The 20,642-nt window shown below is 73.7% G+C and carries 16 protein-coding genes; 9 read left to right on the top strand and 7 right to left on the bottom strand.

Annotation, left to right across the window (positions count from 1 at the left end; genetic code table 11):
• The 4 genes from ACQP17_RS12490 to ACQP17_RS12475 all read right to left on the bottom strand — a co-directional run bounded on the left by ACQP17_RS12490 (position 1) and on the right by ACQP17_RS12475 (position 5,164).
• Complete coding sequence (locus tag ACQP17_RS12490; RefSeq protein ID WP_433856333.1) at positions 1-1,035, bottom strand: N-acetylglucosamine kinase; 1,035 nt, start codon at positions 1,033-1,035, stop codon at positions 1-3.
• Entirely contained in the window at positions 1,026-2,345 is a 1,320-nt protein-coding gene (locus ACQP17_RS12485) for a 6-phospho-beta-glucosidase (RefSeq protein WP_433856332.1), read from the bottom strand. Before ACQP17_RS12485 ends, ACQP17_RS12490 begins: the two co-directional genes overlap by 10 nt.
• A 162-nt stretch (positions 2,346-2,507) precedes the next feature.
• The gene (locus ACQP17_RS12480; RefSeq protein WP_433856331.1) at positions 2,508-3,701 is read right to left on the bottom strand and encodes an ROK family protein; all 1,194 of its coding nucleotides are present in this window, start codon (positions 3,699-3,701) and stop codon (positions 2,508-2,510) included.
• A 374-nt stretch (positions 3,702-4,075) separates the two neighbouring features.
• Positions 4,076-5,164, bottom strand: coding sequence for a mechanosensitive ion channel family protein (locus ACQP17_RS12475; protein ID WP_433856330.1), 1,089 nt, complete (start codon positions 5,162-5,164; stop codon positions 4,076-4,078).
• A 287-nt stretch (positions 5,165-5,451) separates the two neighbouring features.
• Between ACQP17_RS12475 and ACQP17_RS12470 the strand changes: the two genes are divergently transcribed.
• Positions 5,452-5,988 (top strand): HNH endonuclease, encoded by a 537-nt coding sequence (locus ACQP17_RS12470; RefSeq protein ID WP_006605595.1) that lies wholly within the window; start codon positions 5,452-5,454, stop codon positions 5,986-5,988.
• A gap of 145 nt (positions 5,989-6,133) precedes the next feature.
• Here ACQP17_RS12470 and ACQP17_RS12465 read toward each other — a convergent pair whose 3' ends face one another.
• Positions 6,134-9,118: a beta-N-acetylglucosaminidase domain-containing protein gene (locus ACQP17_RS12465; protein ID WP_433856329.1), complete on the bottom strand. Its 2,985-nt coding sequence runs from the start codon at positions 9,116-9,118 to the stop codon at positions 6,134-6,136.
• Positions 9,119-9,583: 465 nt separating this feature from the next.
• On the opposite strand from ACQP17_RS12465, the gene ACQP17_RS12460 reads away from it, so the two are divergent.
• From ACQP17_RS12460 to alc, 6 genes are all read left to right on the top strand, one after another.
• Positions 9,584-9,853, top strand: coding sequence for a hypothetical protein (locus ACQP17_RS12460; protein WP_381471456.1), 270 nt, complete (start codon positions 9,584-9,586; stop codon positions 9,851-9,853).
• A gap of 6 nt (positions 9,854-9,859) precedes the next feature.
• Complete coding sequence (malQ, locus tag ACQP17_RS12455; RefSeq protein WP_433856328.1) at positions 9,860-12,136, top strand: 4-alpha-glucanotransferase; 2,277 nt, start codon at positions 9,860-9,862, stop codon at positions 12,134-12,136.
• Between the two features lie 4 nt (positions 12,137-12,140).
• Positions 12,141-12,389: a hypothetical protein gene (locus tag ACQP17_RS12450; protein ID WP_364879856.1), complete on the top strand. Its 249-nt coding sequence runs from the start codon at positions 12,141-12,143 to the stop codon at positions 12,387-12,389.
• Between the two features lie 242 nt (positions 12,390-12,631).
• A complete protein-coding gene (locus ACQP17_RS12445; protein WP_433856327.1) occupies positions 12,632-13,609 on the top strand; it encodes an acyl-ACP desaturase in 978 nt (325 codons plus the stop codon).
• An 85-nt stretch (positions 13,610-13,694) separates the two neighbouring features.
• A complete protein-coding gene (locus ACQP17_RS12440) occupies positions 13,695-14,669 on the top strand; it encodes a LysR family transcriptional regulator (RefSeq protein ID WP_433856326.1) in 975 nt (324 codons plus the stop codon).
• A 91-nt stretch (positions 14,670-14,760) separates the two neighbouring features.
• On the top strand, positions 14,761-15,912 hold the full coding sequence (alc, locus tag ACQP17_RS12435) for an allantoicase (RefSeq protein WP_433856325.1): 1,152 nt from the start codon (positions 14,761-14,763) through the stop codon (positions 15,910-15,912).
• A 72-nt stretch (positions 15,913-15,984) separates the two neighbouring features.
• Here the strand turns inward: alc and pepN are convergent, their stop codons facing one another.
• Entirely contained in the window at positions 15,985-18,573 is a 2,589-nt protein-coding gene (pepN, locus tag ACQP17_RS12430) for an aminopeptidase N (protein ID WP_433856324.1), read from the bottom strand.
• A gap of 124 nt (positions 18,574-18,697) precedes the next feature.
• Between pepN and ACQP17_RS12425 the strand changes: the two genes are divergently transcribed.
• The gene (locus tag ACQP17_RS12425) at positions 18,698-18,928 is read left to right on the top strand and encodes a ribbon-helix-helix domain-containing protein (RefSeq protein ID WP_433856323.1); all 231 of its coding nucleotides are present in this window, start codon (positions 18,698-18,700) and stop codon (positions 18,926-18,928) included.
• A gap of 7 nt (positions 18,929-18,935) precedes the next feature.
• A complete protein-coding gene (locus ACQP17_RS12420) occupies positions 18,936-19,262 on the top strand; it encodes a type II toxin-antitoxin system PemK/MazF family toxin (protein ID WP_433856322.1) in 327 nt (108 codons plus the stop codon).
• Between the two features lie 96 nt (positions 19,263-19,358).
• Here the strand turns inward: ACQP17_RS12420 and ACQP17_RS12415 are convergent, their stop codons facing one another.
• Positions 19,359-20,390, bottom strand: coding sequence for an aspartate-semialdehyde dehydrogenase (locus ACQP17_RS12415; protein WP_364879863.1), 1,032 nt, complete (start codon positions 20,388-20,390; stop codon positions 19,359-19,361).
• Between the last annotated feature and the right edge of the window lie 252 nt (positions 20,391-20,642).

The following is a 20,642-nucleotide window of genomic DNA, read 5'->3' as shown; positions in this document are numbered from 1 at the left end:
TCAGCGGGCGCTGTTCGAAGGCGCCCCCGCGTCTCCCCGGCCGGCCTCGGATGCCTGCGCCCAGGCCCCTCGCAACCGCGCGTAGGCCTCCGCCGTCGCGCCCACCCGGTCCAGGGTGTCGAGGGCGGCGCCCAGGACCGGCGGGGCGGTGACCAGCCGCGGGACGGCCTTCGGGGCGAGTGCGGAAAGGAGTTGGCCGACCCGTTCGTCGAGAAGGGGGTGCCGGGCGGCGAGGACGCTGCCGCCGAGGATCACGGGCGTGGGCTCGTGGAGCAGACCGAGGCGCCGGAGGGCGACGGTGGCCATCAGGGCCACCTCCTCGGCCTGGCGGGCCACGAGGGCACGGGCCACGGCGTCCCCGCAGGCCGCGACGGCGAAGAGCACCGGGACCAGCTCGTGGCGGCGGTGGTCGGGGAGGGCGCGGAGGTGCAGCGCCTCGATCAGGTCCGGCATGGCCACCAGTCCGAAGTGCGCGGGCAGGGCACGGGCCAGTTCGGTCGGCGCGCCGCGGCCGTCCTCGGCCCGGGCGGCGGACCACAGCGCCTCGTCCGCGAGGTGGGAGCCGCCTCCCCAGTCACCGGAGAGGCGGCCGACGGCGGGGAAGCGGGCGGTGGTTCCCCCGCGCCCGAGGCCGGCGCAGTTGATGCCGGCCCCGCAGACCACCGCGACGCCCAGCGGCTCCCGGTCGTCCGGCAGCCCGGCCCGCAACAGGGCGAAGGTGTCGTTGCGTACGGCGACCGTGTGCGCCCAGCCGCGGCCGGAGATCTCGGCGGTCAGGCCCGCCTCCTCGGCGGGGAGATCGGCGTTGGCGAGAAAGGCGGAGAGATGCCCGACGGGGCCCGAAAGCCCGGTCTGTTCCCTTACCGAGTCCACCAGGCGTGCCAGTACGTCCACCGCCCGTGCGGCGCCCACCGCCGGGGGCCGGAAGCCGCCGCCGCGCGCCGTGGCGAGCAGGGTGCCGTCCGTGGCCACCAGCGCCACGTCGGTCTTGGTGTTGCCCGCGTCCACGGCGAGGGCCGTGCCGGTCAGGCCCATGGGAGATGGTCCCGGTTGTGCGCGATCAGTTCGTCGGCGAGCCGGTCGGCGTGGTCGCTCTGGCCGATGAGGGGGTGCGCGAGAAGGGCGGAGAACACGGCCCGGCGTCCGCCGGACCGGCCGGTCTTCCGGCCGGGCCTGCCCAACAGGGCTGCTTGCAGGGCGAGATGTTCGTAGGCGGTGACATGGGAGACCAGTCCGGCGAACAGCGGTTCCAGGGGGCGTGCGGGCAGCGGCGCGGCGCCCGCCGGGCCCACGCTCGCGGGGGCCTCGATCACCGCGTCATCGGGGAGGAAGGGCAGGGTGCCGTCGTTGCGGGTGTTGACGACCTGGGTGCCGCCGGCGCCGCCCAGCAGTGCGGAGGTCAGCGCGACCGCGGCCTCGGAGTAGTAGGCGCCGCCGCGCCGGGAGAGGAGTGCGGGCTTCTCGTCGAGAGACGGGTCGCCGTACATGCCGAGCAGCTGCTGTTCGAGGGCGGCGACCTGTGCCGCGCGGGGCGGCTCGGTACGCAACTCCCGTACGACGGCGTCATGCCGGTAGTAGTAGCGCAGATAGTAGGAGGGGATGACGCCGAGATGGTCGAGAAGGGGACGGGGCAGCCGCAGCGTCCCGGCGAGGGAGTCGCCGTGCTCCGCCAGCAGCCGGGGGAGGAGGTCCTCACCCGCGACGCGCACCGCGCGCGCCCAGGTGAGGTGGTTGAGGCCGAGATGGTCCAGCTCGATCCGGTCGGGGGGCACGCCCAGCAGCGCGGCGAAGGTGCGCTGCAGGCCGATGGCGACATTGCACAGCCCGACGGCCCGGTGGCCGTGGGTGAGCAGCGCCCGGGTGACGATGCCGACGGGGTTGGTGAAGTCGACGAGCCAGGCGCCGGGGTTGCGGCGGCGCACCCGCTCGGCGATGTCCAGGACGACGGGCACGGTGCGCAGCGCCTTGGCGAGGCCGCCGGCGCCGGTGGTCTCCTGCCCGACGCATCCGCACTCCAGCGGCCAGGTCTCGTCCTGGAGGCGGGCGGCCTGCCCGCCGACCCGCAGTTGCAGCAGCACGGCGGCGGCACCGTCGATCCCGGCATCCAGGTCAGCGGTCCAGGAGATCCGGCCCGGGTGCCCCTGCCGGGCGAAGATCCGCCGGGCCAGGCCGCCCACCACCGTCAGGCGGGCGGCGTCCGGGTCGACGAGGACGAGTTCCTCCAGCGGCAGGACGTCACGCAACCGCGCGAAACCGTCGATGAGTTCGGGGGTGTAGGTCGAGCCGCCGCCGATCACGGCGAGCTTGACGCGGGGGCGCGGGGGTCGTCCCTCGGGAGACGGCATACGGGGTCAGCCCTTCACTCCGTGGTGCGTGACGCCTTCGACGAAGGCCTTCCGGGAGAAGCAGCGGGAGGGGGAAGAGAAGGGGGCGCGGGGAGCGGGGGTGCCGGCGGTGGCGCCCTCGGCGGAGGGCGGTGCGGGCCGGGGCGCCGTTGCGTGGTGTGGTCAGCCGGTGCGGAACACCGCCTCCCGTGCCCGGTGCAGCGCCGTCCGCAGCGCGCCCAGCAGAACGGGATCGCCGCCGAGCCGGCTGAGGCGCAGCGCGGGGCGGGGCAGCGCGAGGCCGGTGAAATCCGCCTCGACCAGGGCCCGCAGGGCCTCCCCGCCGGCCTGCGGCACCTCACCGGAGAGCACCACCAGTCCCGGATCGACGACCGCGACCACCGCCGCGAGCCCGGTCGTCAGCCGCCGCGCGACCTCGGCGCGCACCGCCTCGTGCGCCAGCGCACCGGCAACCGTCCGCACCCCGGGGCCGCCGTACTCCCGGCCCAGCGCCCGTACGCTCGCCGAGCCGACCAGGCTCTGGAAGCCGCCCCCGGCATCGGGCCGGGCGGTACCGCGGTCGCCGTCGCGGGACAACGGGGCGCCGGGCAGCGGCAGATGTCCGATCTCGCCCGCGCCGCCGGTGGCCCCGCGCAGCGGCCGGCCGCCCGGGACGAGCGCGGCGCCGACCCCCTCGTCGATCCACACCAGCACGAAGTCGTCGACGCCCCGCGCGACGCCGTCGTACCGCTCGGCGACCGCCGCCAGGTTGACGTCGTTCTCGACGGTGGTCGGCACCCCCAGCAGCCCGGTCAGCTCCTCCTGGAGCACGTGCGACTGCCGGCCGGGCAGGTGCGGTGCATGGCGCAGCCGTCCGGTCCGCGGATCCGGGGCGCCGGGTGTGCCGAGCACCGCGCCGTGCAGCTGATCGCGGGTCAGGCCCGCCGCGGCCAGCGCCCCGTCGAGGGCCCGTGCGGCCGGCTGCGCCGTGAGCCGCGGGGCTTCCCCGTCCGCGGCCCCGGCGGTGGCCCGTTCCTCGGCGAGCAGCCGCCCGGTCAGGTCGGCCACCGCGGCGGTGATCCCCCGCCGGCCGACGGCCAGGGCCGCGACCCGCGCCGCCACCGGGTTGAGCCCGTACAACTGTGCGCCGGGTCCCGGCCGTCCGGTCACGTTCCCGGTCGCCCGCACCAGTCCCGCGGCCGCCAGCCGTGCCAGCAGGTGCGAGGCGGTGGGCTTGGACAGCCCGGTCAGTTCGCCGATCCGGGTGCGGGTCAACGGCCCGTGGGACACCAGCAGATCGAGCGCGGCCCGGTCGTTCATGGCGCGCAGCACCCGCGGTGTCCCCGGCGTGCCCCGGGCCCGCTGCCCCTCCGTCATGACCGTCACCCCGTTCCCCGGTGTCCGGGACTCCTGGGACATCTGTGGCGAAGACTGCCGCGCCCTCCGTGGAAGGGGCCGGCGGGGAACGGGCCGGTGCGAGGAGCGTGGAGAAGCCGACGACCGTGGAGAAGCCGGAGGCGGTGGAGAAGCGGAGGACCGTTGAAGAGCCGGAGGCTGTGGAGAAGCCGAGGACTGTTAAGAAACCTTCCCGTTCCCGCACAGGAAGGTAGAGGGGCGCCGGAACGGCGTCAACGGTGCGGGGGCGGCGGGCGGCCACTCCCGGAGGCGGCCCCGCGCGGGACAGCGGAAAGGGGCGCACCGACGGTGGCCGGTACGCCCCTGTGCGGTCCGCGGTGGCGGACCCGGGCGGGTTACTTCCCCGTCTTGGGCGCCGCCGCGAGCGGTTCCGCCGCCAGCGACTGCGGAGAGGCGGGGTTGTTGAGCACCGAGGGGGCGGCGACGGCGGCGGTGGGGTCCGCGGTCTCCTCCACTTCCTCCTCGGGCAGCGGGCGCGGGGCGAGATGGACCCCCGCCTCGTCCAGGGCCCGCTTGATGCGCCAGCGCAGCTCGCGCTCCACGCCCGCGGCCTTGCCCGGCATGGTCCTGGCCGCGACGCTGATGGTGACCGTGTCCAGGTGCACCTCGCTCAGGCCGAGCACCTCCACCGGCTCCCACAGCTGCTCGTTCCAGGGCTCGGCCTTGGACATCTCCTCGCCGGCGCCGGTGATGGTGTCGCGGGCTCGCTCCAGGTCCTGGTCGGCGGCGATCACCACATCGACGGCGGCCGTGGACCAGCCCTGGCTGAGGTTGCCGATCCGCTTGACCTCACCATTGCGTATGTACCAGATCGCGCCGTTGGGGCCGCGCAGCTTGGTGACCCGCAGACCGACCTCTATCACCGTGCCGGTGGCCACGCCCGCGTCGATCTCGTCGCCGACGCCGTACTGGTCCTCCAGGATCATGAAGACCCCGGAGAGGAAGTCCGTGACGAGGTTGCGGGCACCGAAACCGATGGCGACACCGGCCACACCGGCGCTCGCCAGCAGCGGCGCCAGATTGATCTCCAGGACGGACAGCACCGTGAGCGCCGCCGTGCCCATGATCATGAAGGAGGCGACGCTGCGCAGCACCGAGCCGATGGCCTCGGAGCGCTGCCGGCGGCGCTCGGCGTTGACCAGCAGTCCGCCCAGCGCGGTGCCCTGGGCGGCGGCCGCGGTGCGGTTCATCCGCTCGATGAGCTTGGTGAGCGTGCGCCGGATCACATGCCGCAACACCACCGCGATCACGATGATCAGCACGATCTTCAGGCCGGACGTGAGCCACGTCCCCCAGTTCTCCTCGACCCAGCCGGCGGCGCTGGTGGCCTTCTGCGTGGCCTCGTCGAGCGAGGTCGGGCCGTTTGAGCCCGGCGTGGCGGCGCGCAGTGACGCGTCGGTGACCGGCGAAGCGGACCAGAACACAGTCGAACCTTCCGTGTGGGGCAGGACCCGGGCTCCGGGGTCTCCGGGGACCGGGCAGACCAACCACACTAACGGGGCAACGGGGGCGGTCCGCGCCCTTGTTCGGCACGCCACAAAACGCCGGGGCCGCTCAGGCGCCCGGGCGAGCGGGGCCGTCCGGGCGTGTGGTGGAAAACACCTCCGGCCCGTTACTCGGTCATGGTGGCGCTCCGACCAGGCACCGGGGGACACTGTGGGGAGATCGTCCCGGCGCGAGCCACGCGCCGCCGGCGTACAAGGAGGCACCCGTGCCGCATGTCCTGGTCCTCAATGCGTCGTACGAGCCGCTCGGCGTCGTACCGCTCCGCCGCGCGCTCATCCTCGTGCTCAACGAGAAGGCTGTCAGCCTCGAGGAATCCGGCGCCCTGATGCACAGCGCGACCCATGTCATCCCCGCTCCGAGTGTGGTCCGCTTGAAGCGGTTCGTGCGGGTGCCCTTTCGCGGCCCCGTCCCCCTGACCCGCCGGGCGCTGTTCGCCCGTGACGGCGGGCGCTGTATGTACTGCGGTGGCGTCGCAACCAGCGTCGACCACGTCATCCCGCGCAGCCGCGGAGGTCAGCACACCTGGGAGAACGTCGTCGCCGCCTGCCGGCGCTGCAATCACGTCAAGGCCGACCGCCATGTCGCCGAGATCGGCTGGCGGCTGCGGCATCAGCCCGCCCCGCCGTCAGGACTGGCGTGGCGGATCATCGGCACGGGCCATCGGGACCCGCGCTGGCTGCCCTACTTGCAGCCGTACGGCGCGGATGACGCCCTGGCCCGGATCGACGCCGTATCGGCGTAGGTCCGGGTCTTTCCGTCCGGGGCGGCGGTGCCGCATGCCCCGCCCGGGCCGGGGCGCGAGCCGCCGGGCCCCGGCCGTCGTGGCACGACACCACGGCGTCCGGGGCCCGGTGGCACGGCCGTCCGGGGCTCGCGCGGCGGACCGCTCAGCCCTTCGGTTCCTCGACCGCGTACGCCTCCACCGACCACAGCGAGTAGCCGAAACGGGTCGCCCGCTTGTCGCCCTGGATGCGGACGAACCGCGCGTCCTTGGCGTCCATCCGTACGGACTCCCGGCCGCCCTTGCCGTCACGGACCGTGGCCGCCGTGCGCCAGCTGCGGCCGTCCGGCGAGACCTGTACGCGGTAGGCGGAGGCATAGGCGTCCTGCCAGGTCAGCACGAGCCGGCCCAGCCGGGTCGGGTGGGCCAGCGCGAACTGGAGCCAGGCGCCGTCCTCGGCGGGGGAGGACCAGCGCGTCTTCGGGTTGCCGTCGGTGGCCGCCGAGGCCGGGAAGCCGGGCGTCTCGTCCCCGGAGGAGGTGGCGACGGTGCCGCGCGCCAGGTCCCGGCCGCCGGTGCGCGGGCACACCCGCACGGTCAGCGTCTGTTCCTCGCCCCGGAAGCGCACCGGGATCTCGTACGTCCCGGTGCGGGTGTCCTCGGGGACGCCGACCGCGATACGGACCGTGGCCGTGCCGCCACGCGGGGCGGTGACCTCCTTCGGCGCGTGCACGGTGAAGCCCTTGGGGGCCTGCACCGTCAGCTTCTCGCGGACGTCGGCGGGGCGGCGGGAGAAGATCCTCGCGTCCACCGTCGCGGTGCCGCCGGGCCGCGCGTCCGTCTCCTTGCGGGAGAGCTCGAGCCCGGCCGGCGGGGTGTCGTCGAACCACGGGGTGAGCGCGTGCACGGAGGGCGCGTCGGTGCCCTTCTCCCAGGTCAGCCGGACCGCGTCGGCCCGCAGCCGGGAGGTGCGGGACTCGGTCCAGCCGGTCGGCGACAGCGCGCCGAGGCGCCGCCAGCCCTCGCCCGGGATGTGCGCCTCCAGGGAGACGGCGCCGGCGCCGGGACCCGGTTCGGTCAGCGCGGTGACCGCGCCCAGCCGCCGGGCCCGTTCGAAGGGCACCGTCAGGGACGTGGCGTCGGCGCCCTCGTCCGGGCGCGGGGCACCGGGGCGGGCTCCGGTCCAGGCGTCGGCCTCGGTCATCGCCCGCTGGAGGAACGGCGCCAGCACCCCCTTGCCGACCGTCGCCGGGCTGCGTCCGATCGCCGTGCGCAGCCGCTGGACCGTGCGCTGCGCCGACCAGGCGGCGTCGCCGTCGTCCCCGGCCTGGGCCATGAGCGTGTCCACGGCCAGCTCGCCCGCGCTGCCGTAGCGGGCCAGCTGCTCGGCCCACGGCCGGATCTCGGCGGCCAGATCGGAGTGCAGGGTGCGGGGCACGGTGCTCATGGTGTGGAACGCGGCCCGCAGCGCCTTGGCGGCGTCGGCGAACTCCGCGTCCTGGCCGGGCCGGCCGTGGTCGGTCGCCGCCGCGCGGGCCTTCCAGAAGCGGTCGATCAGCTGCCGGAGGTACCCCGACTCGGCCTCGTTCAGCAGCGAGGAGGCGTCGTTTCCGGCCAGTGCGTGCAGCGCCGACCGGGCACGCCGGTCGCCGTCGGCCAGATCGTCGACGGCCGCGGCCCAGGACTCCGCCGGGCGGTAGTCCCGGGGGTTCCAGGCGTAGTCGGCGGCGGTGAACAGCGGGATGCGCGAGGCGAGCGGCTGCTGCATGGCGTTGGCGAGCAGCGCCGTGGAGCCGGTGGCGACCGCCGGCTCCCGGCCGCGGTAGGGGCCGAGGAAGATCCGGTCCTGGGCGTAGTCGTTGACCGGATAGTTGTCCATGGTGACCAGCGGGTGGCCGAACGCCTGGCGGGCGGCGGACAGTTCCCCGCCGGTGATGGTCCGCGGCACGACTCCCACGCCGGTCCAGGCCACCTCCACCCGGTCGTCGAGCGCGTCGGACAGCGCGCCGCGGTAGTGCGTCGAGCCGTCCTGGTAGAACTCGGTCGGCATCAGCGACAGCGGCGCGGATCCGGGGCGGCGGCGCGCCAGGTGATCGGCTAGTGCGTTGGCCACCCGGGCCTGCGCCTTCGCCGCGGCCTGCGGGCCGGTGCCGAAGGCGTCCCGGTCCGCGTCGCAGTGCCACTCGCTGTAGCTGACGTCCTGGAACTGCAGCTGGAAGGCGCGCACGCCCAGCGCCCACATCGCGTCCGCCTTGCGCCGCAGCGCCCGCAGGTCGTCCTCGGAGGAGAAGCACATCGCCTGGCCGGGGGCCAGCGCCCAGCCCAGCGTGACGTGGTTGGCGCGGGCCCGCTCGGCCAGCGCCCGGAAGTCGGCGCGCTGCGCGGCCGGATAGGGCTCGCGCCACCGGTCCTGGCGGTACGGGTCGTCACCGGGTGCGTACAGATAGCGGTTCTGCTTGGTGCGCCCCATGAAGTCCAGCTGGGCCAGCCGCTGCGGCCGGCTCCAGGGCTGCCCGAAGAACCCCTCGGTGGTGCCGCGGACCGCCGTGCCGGGCCAGTCGCGGACGAGGACGGAGGCCAGCTGCCGGCCGGAGCCGGCGCGCGGTGCGTCCTTCGGTGTGCCGTCGGTGACCAGCTGGCGCAGCGTCTGCGCGGCGTGGAAGAGCCCGTCCGGGCCGACGCCCTCCATGGCGACGGTGTCCCGGCCCGCGACCCGGCCCACGGCGAGCCGGTAGCCGCCGGAGGGCAGATCCCCGCGGGCCGGCGCCCGCAGCGCCCGCAGCGCGTCCGCGGCCTGCGCGCCGCCGACCCGGAACACCGGCCCGGAAGCGGGCAGCCGCTCGCCGGGCGCGCGCGCCTCGACCGTGCCCACCCCGGCGTCGCGCAGCAGCCCGCGCAGCACGTCCAGTGCGTAGGGATCGGTGTCCGGCCCGGCCACCAGCACCGCCCGGTCGCCCAGGGGTACGGCCTCGCCGAGCTTCTCCAGGGACTGCGGGCGCGGCCAGACGGCCGGCACCGTGCCCGCGCCGGTCGGCTGCTCCGGCCGGTCGGGGGCGCCGATGGCGGGGTCCGCGGGCGCCGCCTGGGCGCTGGGCACCCCGCCGAGCAGGCCCCCGATGACCGCCGCGGCCAGCGCGGTGGTCCCCGCCACCCGTGCGCGGGTGCCCGCGCCGCTCTCCCCGCCCCTACCGATTCTTCCGACGCTCCATCCGCCCCGGCCTCGCACGGCTGCTCCTCGTCCCGTCCCTCACCCGCCGGCGTGCCGCCGGTGCCCCGTCGTCCCCCGCCGGTGCCTCTTCGGGCAGCTCTCGCGGTGAGCCCACCATTGTGGCGGTGAGAGTGTCAACCAGGCCCATGGCGGGGTGCGCGAGGACCGGGCAGGGGCGGTTTTCGGCCGGTCCGGCGGGCGGCCGTCCGGAGGTCCCGAGGCCCGCAGAACTTCCGGCGCGAGGCGCCTTCCCTCCGTGTTCTCTGCGCCCGCCGGCGTCCCCCGCCAACAAATCGCCTGCGTAGGGCATAATGTGATGTGGGTCACGTTTCGTGAGCAGATACGTCTGCGATCGTGTCGAGGGGGTAGGGCCCACGTGTCCCACTACCGATGAACGGGAGGCCCTCAGTGGCCGCATCCGCTCAACTGCTCCTCGACGCCCTGTCCGCGAAACCGGGAGGTGCGGCGATGGAGACCGATCTGTACGACGGGCTGTCCGACCCCGATTCCGGGCTCGACGGATCCGGATCCTTCAGCTTCGTCGAGCCGCCCCTGACCAGCGAGCCCCCGCTCGCCGACGCGGCGCCGCTGACCAGCGAGGTCCCGATCGCCGCCGAACTCCCGCTGACCAGCGAGCCGACAGCCGCCGGTATGGGCACGGAGTCCATGGAGGTCTGAGGACCCATGGGCCGCGCGCGGCTCGCCCGGCTGCACGGCATCGCGACCTCCTACGAACCCGCAGCGGGCACAAGCGTCCAGATCTCCGGCGACACCGTCGTCGCCGTGCTCGCCGCACTCGGAGTCGACGCCTCGACTCCGCACGCCGTCCGTACCGCCCTGGCCGCCTGTGAGGACGGCAGGGGCGCGGCCCTGCTGCCGCGCACCGTCGTCGCCCGGCCGGGCCGGCCACCCGACCTCGCGGAACTCCCCGCCGGCAGTGTCCTGCGGGTGGAGACCGAGGCCGGCGCCACCCTGGACCTGGGGGCACCCGACCCGGCGGCCCTCACCCGGCTGCCGCTGGGCGTTCACGAACTGATCGCGCGCGGCCCCGACGGCCGCGGAGCCCGCGCCCCGCTGATCGTCGCGCCCGACCGGGTGCCCGCACCCCCCGGCCGCAGCCACGGCTTCCTGGTCCAGCTCTACTCCCTGCTGTCCGGGCAGTCCTGGGGCATGGGCGACCTCGGGGACCTCGCCGACCTCGCCGCCTGGTCCGGGCGCGCCCTGGGCACCGGCTTCCTCCAGCTGAACCCGCTGCACGCGGCCGTCCCCGGTCCGCCCACCGATCCGTCCCCCTACCGGCCCTCCTCGCGCCGCTTCCCCGACCCGGTGCATCTGCGGATCCCGCACATCCCGGAGTACGCCCGGCTCACCGGCGCCGCCCGGGCGGCGGTCGACGCGCTCGGCGCGCGGGCCGCCGTGCTGCGGGCCGGGGTGCTCGAAGGGGGCGCGCTGATCGACCGGGACGCGGTCTGGGCGCTCAAGCGCGAGGCCCTCGAACTGCTGTGGAAGGTGCCGCTCGGCCCGGGCCGGCGGGCCGCGTACTGCGACTTCCTCGCCGAGCAGGGCCAGGCCCTGGAGGACCACGCCACCTGGTGCGCGCTCGCCGAGCGGCACGGCCCCGACTGGCGCGCCTGGCCCGCCGGATTACGGTCCCCGCGGGCCGAGGGGGTCGCCCGGCTGCGGCCGCAGCTGCTCGACCGGATCGACTTCCACTGCCGGCTCGCCTGGTTCACCGACCAGCAGCTGTCCCACGCGCAACGGGCCGCGCGGGAGGCCGGGATGGGCATCGGGCTGGTGCACGACCTCGCCGTAGGTGTCCACCCCTCCGGCGCGGACACCTGGGCCCAGCAGGACGCCTTCGCCGCCGGGATGTCCATCGGGGCGCCGCCGGACGCCTTCAACGCCCGCGGTCAGGACTGGGGGCTGCCGCCCTGGCGCCCGGACGCCCTGGCCTCCACCGGCTACGCCCCCTACCGCGAGCTGCTGCGCGGGCTGCTGCGGCATGCCGGTGCGCTGCGGATCGACCATGTCATGGGCCTGTTCCGGCTGTGGTGGGTCCCGGAGGGCCGGCCGCCGACCGAGGGCACCTACGTCCGCTACGACGGCGAGGCGATGCTGTCGGTGCTGGCGCTGGAGGCGCACCGCGCGGGCGCCGCGGTGATCGGCGAGGACCTGGGCACAGTCGAGCCGGGTGTCCGCGACGCGCTCGCCGAACGGGGCGTCCTGGGCACCTCCGTGCTGTGGTTCGAGCGGGACTACGGGAACGGCGCGGCGGACGGGGCGGACGGTCCCGGGGCCGGGGAGGCCGGGGCCGAGGCGCTCGCGGACGGGGCGGACGGCCCCGGTGCGGCGGCCACCCCGGAGCCGGCCCGGCAGGCCGCTGCGGCGCCCGCCCCGCAACCCGCGGCGCCCGCCCGCATCCTGGCGCCCGACGAGTGGCGCGGCGCCTGTCTCGCCACCGTCACCACCCACGATCTGCCGCCCACCGCGGCCCGGCTGAGCGGTGCGGACGTCGCGCTGCGCGAGCGGCTCGGGCTGCTCGCCGGGCCGCCGGAGCGGGAGCGTGCCCGTGCCCGATGCGAACTCGCCGAGTGGCTGGGTGAGTTGACGCGGCGCGGACTGCTGCCGGAGGGCGCCGGCGACGAGGAGGCGGCGGTCCGGGCCGTCCACCGCTTTCTGCTGCGCACCCCGGCGCGGATGATCGGCGTCTGGCTGCCCGACGCGGTGGGTGACCGGCGCCCGCAGAATCTGCCCGGGACCTGCGACGAGTACCCGAACTGGCGCCTGCCGCTCGCCGGCCCCGACGGACGCCCGTACACCCTGGAGGAACTGGCCGCCTCGCCACGGCTGCACGCGTTGATGCGGGAGCTGTCGGACGGCGCGGCGCAGGCCGCCTCCGGCCCGTCGGGGACCGCTTGCGGACCCCGGGCGCGCGGGGCGAGGCGGCGTCCGATACGTTGACTTCGTGAGCAACAAGGTGAAGAAGAATGCCCTGCGCGCCGGAACCATCACCGCCGGCACCGCGCTGATGCTGCTGATGTCGTCCCCCGCGTTTGCGCTCACCCGCGACGACGGTGACGACCCGGGTCCGGGCCTGAGCGTGATCCAGACGCTCGGCCTCTATGTCGCGATGCCCATCGTGCTCTTCCTGATCATCGCCGGACTGGTCATCGTGAGCGACAAGTCCCGCAAGCAGGCCAAGTCCAAGGGCTGACGCCGGGCACACCACAGCGACGCCTTCCAGGGCGCCTCTCGGTTACAAGACCGAGTGGCGCCCTTTGTCGTTCCCGGATATTTGCGCAGGTGAAAAAGGGGTTGCGAGGCGGCTATCGCGCGATTTTCGCCCGGTTTGCGGGGGGCCGATGTTTAACCGGCCCTAACCTACGATGACGTAACCTACGGGGCCGTAGGTCAAACCTACGGTCCCGTAGGTCGTCGTCCCCCAGGAGTTCCCCCGTGACCATCGCCCCCGCCCGCCATGACGGAGAGCGCGGCCAGGCCGCCTGGAGCGACACCCAGCTTCTCTACGCGCTCGAAGAGGTCGTCGAAAAGGAACTCAACCGGCATCTGAAGGTCGCCAAGGAGTGGATGCCGCACGAGTACGTGCCGTGGAGCGACGGGCGGAACTTCCCCGGCGTCATGGAGGGCGAGGCCTGGGCCCCGGAGCAGTCCAAGGTCAGCGACATCGGCCGGATCGCGCTGGTGGTCAACCTCCTCACCGAGGACAACCTGCCCAGCTATCACCACGAGATCGCCACTCTCTTCGGCCGGGACGGCGCCTGGGGCACCTGGGTGCACCGCTGGACCGCGGAGGAGGGCCGGCACGGCATCGTGATGCGTGACTACCTGCTCACCAGCCGGGCCGTCGACCCGGACGAGCTGGAGCGGTTCCGCATGGCCCACATGTCGGAGGGCTTCGAGTCCGACAACGCGCACAGCATGCTGCACTCGGTGGCGTACGTCGCCTTCCAGGAGCTGGCCACCCGGATCTCGCACCGCAACACCGGGCACCACTCCGGCGACCCGGTCTGCGACCGGATGCTCGCCCGGATCGCCACCGACGAGAACCTCCACATGATCTTCTACCGCAACCTCCTCGGTGCGGCCTTCGAGATGGCGCCCGACCAGACCATGTGCGCGGTGCGCGACGTCGTCACCGGCTTCCGGATGCCCGGCCACGGCATGCCCGGCTTCGAGCGGTCGGCGGCCCGGATGGCGCTCGGCGGGATCTACAACCTGCGCATCCACCACGACGATGTGCTCCAGCCCGTGCTGCGCTACCTGAAGGTGCTGGAGATCGGCGGCCTGGGCCCGGCCGGGCTCGCGGCCCAGGAGGAGCTGGGGCTGTACATGGCGGGCCTGGACGGCCAGGCGCGGAAGTTCGACGAGCGGCAGGCGGCCATCCTCGCCCGCCGCCAGGCCCGGCGCGGCTGAACCGGCCGGCCGCGGGCGGGGTGCGTCCCCGCCCGCGTCCCCGCGGCACCCGGTGACCGCGCCGGCGGATGCGTACGCTGCCCGCATGGCCGACTGGGACCTCAAGAAGCTGCACATCCTGCGCACCCTCCAGGAGCGGGGCACGGTCACCGCGACCGCCGAGGCGCTGCACATGACCCCCTCCGCGGTCTCCCAGCAGCTGACCGGGCTGGCCCGGGCGCTCGGGGTGACGCTGCTGGAGGCTCACGGCCGGCGGGTGCGGCTGACCGACGCCGCGCAGCTGGTGCTGCGGCACGCCGACGCGGTCTTCGCCGAGCTGGAGCGCGCGGACGCCGATCTGCTCGGTCACCTCCGTGGCGAGGCGGGCCGGGTGCGGGTCGGCGCGTTCGCCACCGCCATCCCCGCGCTGGTGGTGCCCGCCGTCCAGGAGCTGCGCCGCAGCCACCCGGGGCTGGCGGTCGCCGTGCGGGAGGCGGAGGCGGAGGCGGCGTACGAGCTGCTGGCACACGGCAGCGTGGACCTGGCACTGTCCCTGGCGGCGCACGCCCCCACCCCGCGCGATCCCCGGTTCAGCCGGGTCTCGCTGCTGGCCGACCCGCTGGACGTGGCGCTGCCGGCCGGCCACCGGCTGGCGGCCGCGCCGGGGCTGCGGCTGGCCGATCTGGCGGACGAACCCTGGATCTTCGGCAGCAGCGGCCCCTGGTCGCAGATCACCACCACCGTGTGCGAGAGCGCCGGGTTCGTGCCCGAGCAGGCGCACGCCGCCGCGGACTGGAGCGCGATCTGGGCGATGGTCGCGGCGGGCATGGGGGTCGCGCTGGTGCCCCGGATGGCGCGGGCGGGCGGCGTCGGCGGCCCGCGCGAGGGCGGCGCACGGGAGGAGCCCGTGGGCGGGGGAGTGGCGCTGCGGGTGCTGCGCGCCGACCGGCCGCGGCGGCATGTGATCGCCGCCGTCCGGCGGGGTGCGGAAGGGGCGCCGAGGCTCGCCCGGGTGCTGGCGGCACTGCGCCGGGCGGCCGCCGCCCAGACGCCGGAGGAGTCAACCGTTCAGCTGGACTGAACGTATTCCTCAAAAACTTTCGATGGACCTGAGAGGTGGCCCGCTGCGACGGTGGTCCGGTCCGTTCCTTCGGCCCCGTCGAAAGGCCACGATGACCCGCCTCCCTGCCGGCAGCCACGATCCGCACGCGAACGACGCCGCCCCCTACGGCGGCGGAGACCCCTACGCCGACTACCGCGGCGGGGACTTCCCCTTCACCTCGCTCGTCGATCTCGCCGACCGCCGTCTCGGCGCCGGGGTGATCGCCGCGAACGACGAGTTCTTCGCCGAGCGGGAGAATCTGCTGACGCCCACTCCCGCGGTCTTCGACCCCGAGCGCTTCGGCCACAAGGGCAAGATCATGGATGGCTGGGAGACCCGGCGCCGCCGCGGCGCGGACGCCGAGCACCCCTTCCCGGCCGACCACGAGCACGACTGGGCGCTGATCCGCCTTGCCGCCCCCGGCGTGATCCGCGGCCTCGTCGTCGACACCGCCCACTTCCGCGGCAACTACCCGCAGCAGATATCCGTCGAGGCCACCGCGCTGCCCGGCAGCCCCGGCCCCCGGGAGCTGCTCGCCGACGACGTGAAGTGGGAGGAGCTGGTCCCGCGCACGCCGGTCCGCGGCCACGCCGCCAACGGCTTCGCGGTCGACGCCGAGCGCCGCTTCACCCACCTCCGCCTCAAGCAGCACCCCGACGGCGGCATCGCCCGCCTCCGGGTCCACGGCGAGGTCGTGCCCGACCCGGAGTGGCTCGATGTGCTCGGTACCCTCGACCTGGCCTCCGTGCTGCACGGCGGCACCGTCGAGGACGCCTCCGACCGCTTCTACTCCTCGCCCACCCAGCTCATCCGGCCCGACCTGTCCCGCAAGATGGACGACGGCTGGGAGAACCGCCGCCGCCGGGTCAGGGGCACGAACGACTGGGTGCGCTTCCGCCTCGCGGCCCGTGGCGAGATCCGCGCCGTGGAGATCGACACCGCCTACCTCAAGGGCAACTCCGCGGGCTGGGCGGCACTGTACGGCTGCGACGCGGAGAGCGCCGACCCGTCGGACGCGTCGGCCTGGTACGAGATCCTGCCGCGCACCGCCCTCCAGCCCGACACCCCGCACCGCTTCCGGCTGCCGCGGGCCGCCACCGCCACCCATGTCCGGCTGGACGTCTTCCCCGACGGCGGCCTGGCGCGGCTGCGGCTGCACGGGGACCTCACCGACAGCGGCCGCGCCGCCCTCGTCCGCCGCTTCGACGAGCTGAGCGGCTGAGCCGCGGCCCCTCGCACGGACGACGGGCCCCCACCGCACCGGCGGTGGGGGCCCGTCAGGGACAGGGGCCGCTTACGCCGCCGCGTCCGCCGCCCGCGCCTTCAGCGCGCGCTCGATCCCGGCCCGCGACTCGGTGATCAGCCGGCGCAGCGCGGCGCTCGGCTCGGCCGAGGCCAGCCAGGCGTCCGTCGCGTCCAGCGTCTCCTGCGACACCTGGAGCGCCGGGTAGAGACCCACCGCGATCTGCTGCGCCATCTCGTGGCTGCGGGAGTTCCAGATGTCCTTCACCGCGTCGAAGTACTTCGCGGTGTACGACGCCAGCAGCTCACGCTGGTCGGTCTGCACGAAGCCGCCGATGACGGCCTCCTGCAGGGCGTTGGGCAGCTTGTCCGACTCCACGACCGAGGCCCAGGCCAAGGTCTTGGCCTCGGCGGTCGGCCGTGCCGCGCGCGCGGTCGCGGCGTGCCGCTCGCCGGCCGAGGTCTTGTCCCGCTCCAGCTCGGCCGCGATGGCCTTCTCGTCCGCCCGGCCGGTGGCGGCCAGCCGCTGCACCAGCGACCAGCGCAGCTCGGTGTCCACGGCCAGCCCGGAGATCTCCTCGGTACCGTCCAACAGGCCCTGCAGCAGGTCCAGCTGCTCTTCCGTACGGGCCGAGGCGGCGAACGCGCGGGCCCACGCCAGCTGGTGGTCGCTGCCCGGCGCGGCCGCCCGCAGCTGCTCCAGGGTCTCCGCCGTCCAGGCCGTCAGACCCTGCTCGCGCCACTCCGGGGCCGCGTACAGGTCCAGGGCCAGCTTCACCTGGCGGTGCAGCGACTGGACCACGCCGATGTCCGACTCCTTGCCGATGCCGGACAGCACGAGCGCGAGGTAGTCACGGGCGGGGAGTTCGGCGTCCCGCGTCATGTCCCAGGCCGAGGCCCACGACAGCGCGCGCGGCAGCGACTCGGTGAAGTCCCCGAGGTGCTCGGTGACCGTCTTCAGCGACTCCTCGTCCAGCCGGACCTTGGCGTACGACAGATCGTCGTCGTTGAGGAGGAAGACGTCGGGCCGCCGGGTGCCCGCCAGCTGCGGTACGGGGGTCAGCGCCCCGTCCACGTCCAGCTCGATCCGCCCGGTGCGCACCAGCTTGCCGTCGCGCAGCGCGTACGAGCCGATCGCGATGCGGTGCGGGCGCAGCACCGGCTCGCCCTTGGCGCCCGGCGGCAGCGCCGGAGCCTCCTGCTTCACCGCGAAGGAGGTGACCACGCCGTCGGCGTCCACCTCGATCTCCGGCCGCAGGATGTTGATGCCCGCGGTCTCCAGCCACTTCTTCGACCAGGTCTTCAGATCCCGCCCGCTGGTCTCCTCCAGCGCGCCGAGCAGATCCGACAGCCGGGTGTTCTTGAACGCGTGCGCCTTGAAGTACGCCTGCACGCCCTGGAAGAACTCGTCCATGCCGACGTAGGCGACCAGCTGCTTGAGGACGCTGGCGCCCTTGGCGTAGGTGATGCCGTCGAAGTTGACCAGCACGTCGTCGAGGTCGTTGATCTCGGCCATGATCGGGTGGGTCGACGGCAGCTGGTCCTGCCGGTAGGCCCAGGTCTTCATGGAGTTGGCGAACGTCGTCCAGGAGTGCGGCCACTTCGAGCCCGGGGCGTAGGCCTGGCAGGCGATCGAGGTGTACGTGGCGAACGACTCGTTCAGCCACAGGTCGTTCCACCACTCCATGGTGACCAGGTCGCCGAACCACATGTGCGCCAGCTCGTGCAGGATGGTCTCCGCGCGCACCTCGTACGCCGCGTCCGTCACCTTCGACCGGAAGACGTACTGGTCGCGGATGGTCACCGCGCCCGCGTTCTCCATCGCGCCGGCGTTGAACTCCGGCACGAAGAGCTGGTCGTACTTGGCGAAGGGGTAGTCGTAGTCGAACTTCTCCTGGAACCACTCGAAGCCCTGCCGGGTGACCGCGAAGATCTCCTCCGCGTCCAGGTGCTCGGCCAGCGACGGCCGGCAGTAGATGCCCAGCGGCACCGTCCGCCCGTCCTTCTCGTAGCTGCTGTGCACGCTGTGGTAAGGACCGGCGATCAGGGCCGTGATGTAGGTGGAGATCTGCGGCGTCGGCGCGAAGCGCCAGACGGTGCCGCTCGGCTCGGGCGTCGGCGAGTTGGAGATCACCGTCCAGCCCTCCGGAGCCTTCACGGTGAACTGGAAGGTCGCCTTCAGATCGGGCTGCTCGAAGGACGCGTAGACCCGCCGCGCGTCCGGCACCTCGAACTGGGTGTACAGATAGGCCTGCTGGTCCACCGGGTCGACGAAACGGTGCAGCCCCTCACCGGTGTTGGTGTAGGCGCAGTCCGCCACGACCCGCAATTCGTTGCGGCCGGCCCGCAGCCCCGCCAGCGCGATCCGCGAGTCCTTGAACACCGCGCCCGCGTCGAGCGCCTCTCCGTTGAGCCGCACCTCGTGCACGGCCGGCGCGACCAGGTCGATGAAGGTGTCCGCGCCCGCCTCGGCCGAGTCGAACCGCACCGTGGTCACGGACCGGAACGTGCCGTGGCCGCCGGCGTCCGCGTCTCCCCCCTCCTGCGCGCCGGAGAGGTCGAGATCGATCTCATACGCGTCCACGGTCAGCAGGCGCGCCCGCTGCTGCGCCTCGTCGCGGGTCAGATTCGTGCCAGGCACCCGTTCGTCTCCTTCGCATTGGTCATTGCATCGGAAGTTTCGGGCCATCCTTCCATGTGGGCGGGGGGTGCCGAGGGGGGAATCCGCGGTGGCACAGTGGTAGCTACATGGGTAGCATCGAGGTATGAAGATTAGTGTGAGCCTGCCTCAGGAGGACCTCGCCTTCGTTGACGAGTACGCGACGAGAACGGAGGCGGAGTCCCGGTCCGCCGTGATACACGCCGCCATCGAGCTGCTGCGTGCCGCGGAACTTGAATCGGAGTACACCGAGGCGTTCGAGGAGTGGGCCGCGAGCGAGGATGCGGCGCTCTGGGACCGGACGAGCGGGGATGGGCTCACCCATGAGGCGTGGTGACGTCCACATGATCGATCTGGAGCCGGCGCGAGGCAGTGAGGCCAACAAGGTCCGCCCGGCCGTGATCGTGTCCAACAACGGCGCCAATCAGTCGGTCGAGAGCAACCGTCGGGGGGTGGTCATGGTCGTTCCCCTGACGTCGAACACCTCGCGTGTCCTTACGTTCCAGGTGTTCCTCGGCGCCGAGGAGTGCCGTCTGCCCAAGGACTCCAAGGCCCAGTGCGAACAGGTCCGCGCCGTCACGCTGGAGCGCGTGCGCCAAAGGGTCGGTTCGGTGCCCAGGCAGCGGATGGTGGAGATCGACGTCGCTCTCCGGCGGCATCTGGCGCTCTGAACGGACCGCCGGGCACGCCGCCCGAAAAGCGCGGGTGCCCGTGCGGAGGCCGACTCCGTACGGGCACCCGGCAATGTGGTGCGAGCCGTGCGGCCCTCAGCCGCGCAGCTCGGCCGCGACCAGCTCCGCGATCTGGACGGCGTTCAGCGCCGCGCCCTTGCGGAGGTTGTCGTTGGAGACGAACAGCGACAGGCCGTTCTCCACGGTCTCGTCGGAGCGGATCCGGCCCACGAAGGACGCGTCCTGGCCGGCGGCCTGGAGCGGGGTGGGCACGTCGGAGAGGGTGACGCCGGGGGCGCCGGCCAGCAGCTCCTGGGCCCGGGCGGGGCTGATCGGACGCGCGAAACGGGCGTTGACCTGCAGCGAGTGGCCGGTGAAGACCGGGACGCGGACGCAGGTGCCGGACACCTTCAGGTCCGGGATCTCCAGGATCTTGCGGCTCTCGTTGCGGAGCTTTTGCTCCTCGTCGGTCTCGTTCAGCCCGTCGTCGACGATCGCGCCGGCCATCGGCAGCACGTTGAAGGCGATCGGGCGGACGTACTTGTCCGGCTCGGGGAACTCCACGGCCGAGCCGTCGTGCGTCAGCTTGGTGGCGTCCTGCTCGACGGCCTTGCGGACCTGGCCGTCCAGCTCCTCCACGCCGGCCAGACCGCTGCCGGAGACCGCCTGGTAGGTGGAGACGACCAGCGAGACCAGACCGGCCTCGTCGTGCAGCGGGCGCAGCACGGGCATCGCGGCCATGGTGGTGCAGTTCGGGTTGGCGATGATCCCCTTGGGGCGCTCGGTGATCGCCGAGGGGTTGACCTCGGAGACGACCAGCGGGACCTCGGGGTCACGGCGCCAGGCCGAGGAGTTGTCGATCACGACCGGGCCGGCGTTGGCGACCTTCTCCGCCAGCGCCTTGGAGGTGGCGCCGCCGGCCGAGAAGATCACGATGTCCAGCGCCGAGTAGTCGGCGGTCGAGGCGTCCTCGACCGTGATCTCGGTGTCCTGCCAGGGCAGCGTGCGTCCGGCGGACCGGGCCGAAGCGAACAGCCGCAGCTGCTCCACCGGGAAGTTCCGCTCGGCGAGGATGCCTCGCACCACGCCGCCGACCTGTCCGGTGGCTCCGACGATTCCGATCCTCATGGGACTCCTTCTTTCTGGCCTGGCTCGGGTGTCTGCTCGGAACACCTGCTCAGTAGTGCCTCCATCATGTGTGTGACACCCGTCGCCTTGTCCAATCCGTTCCGTTCCGTGGCGGGTCGGGAGGGTGTTCGGGGGCGGTGCGTGACGCACCTCTCACTGAAGGTTACGTCCGTGCGGGCCGGTACGCCGCGGGTACCCCGCGGGGTGAACATCCGGTGACCGCCGACGACACCTCCGGGCAGGGCTCCATGA

This window comes from Streptomyces kronopolitis, assembly GCF_050953795.1.
Taxonomy (GTDB): domain Bacteria; phylum Actinomycetota; class Actinomycetes; order Streptomycetales; family Streptomycetaceae; genus Streptomyces; species Streptomyces kronopolitis_A.
The sequence above is the reverse complement of the archived record's forward strand: the minus strand, read 5'-3'. Positions and strand labels throughout refer to the sequence as shown.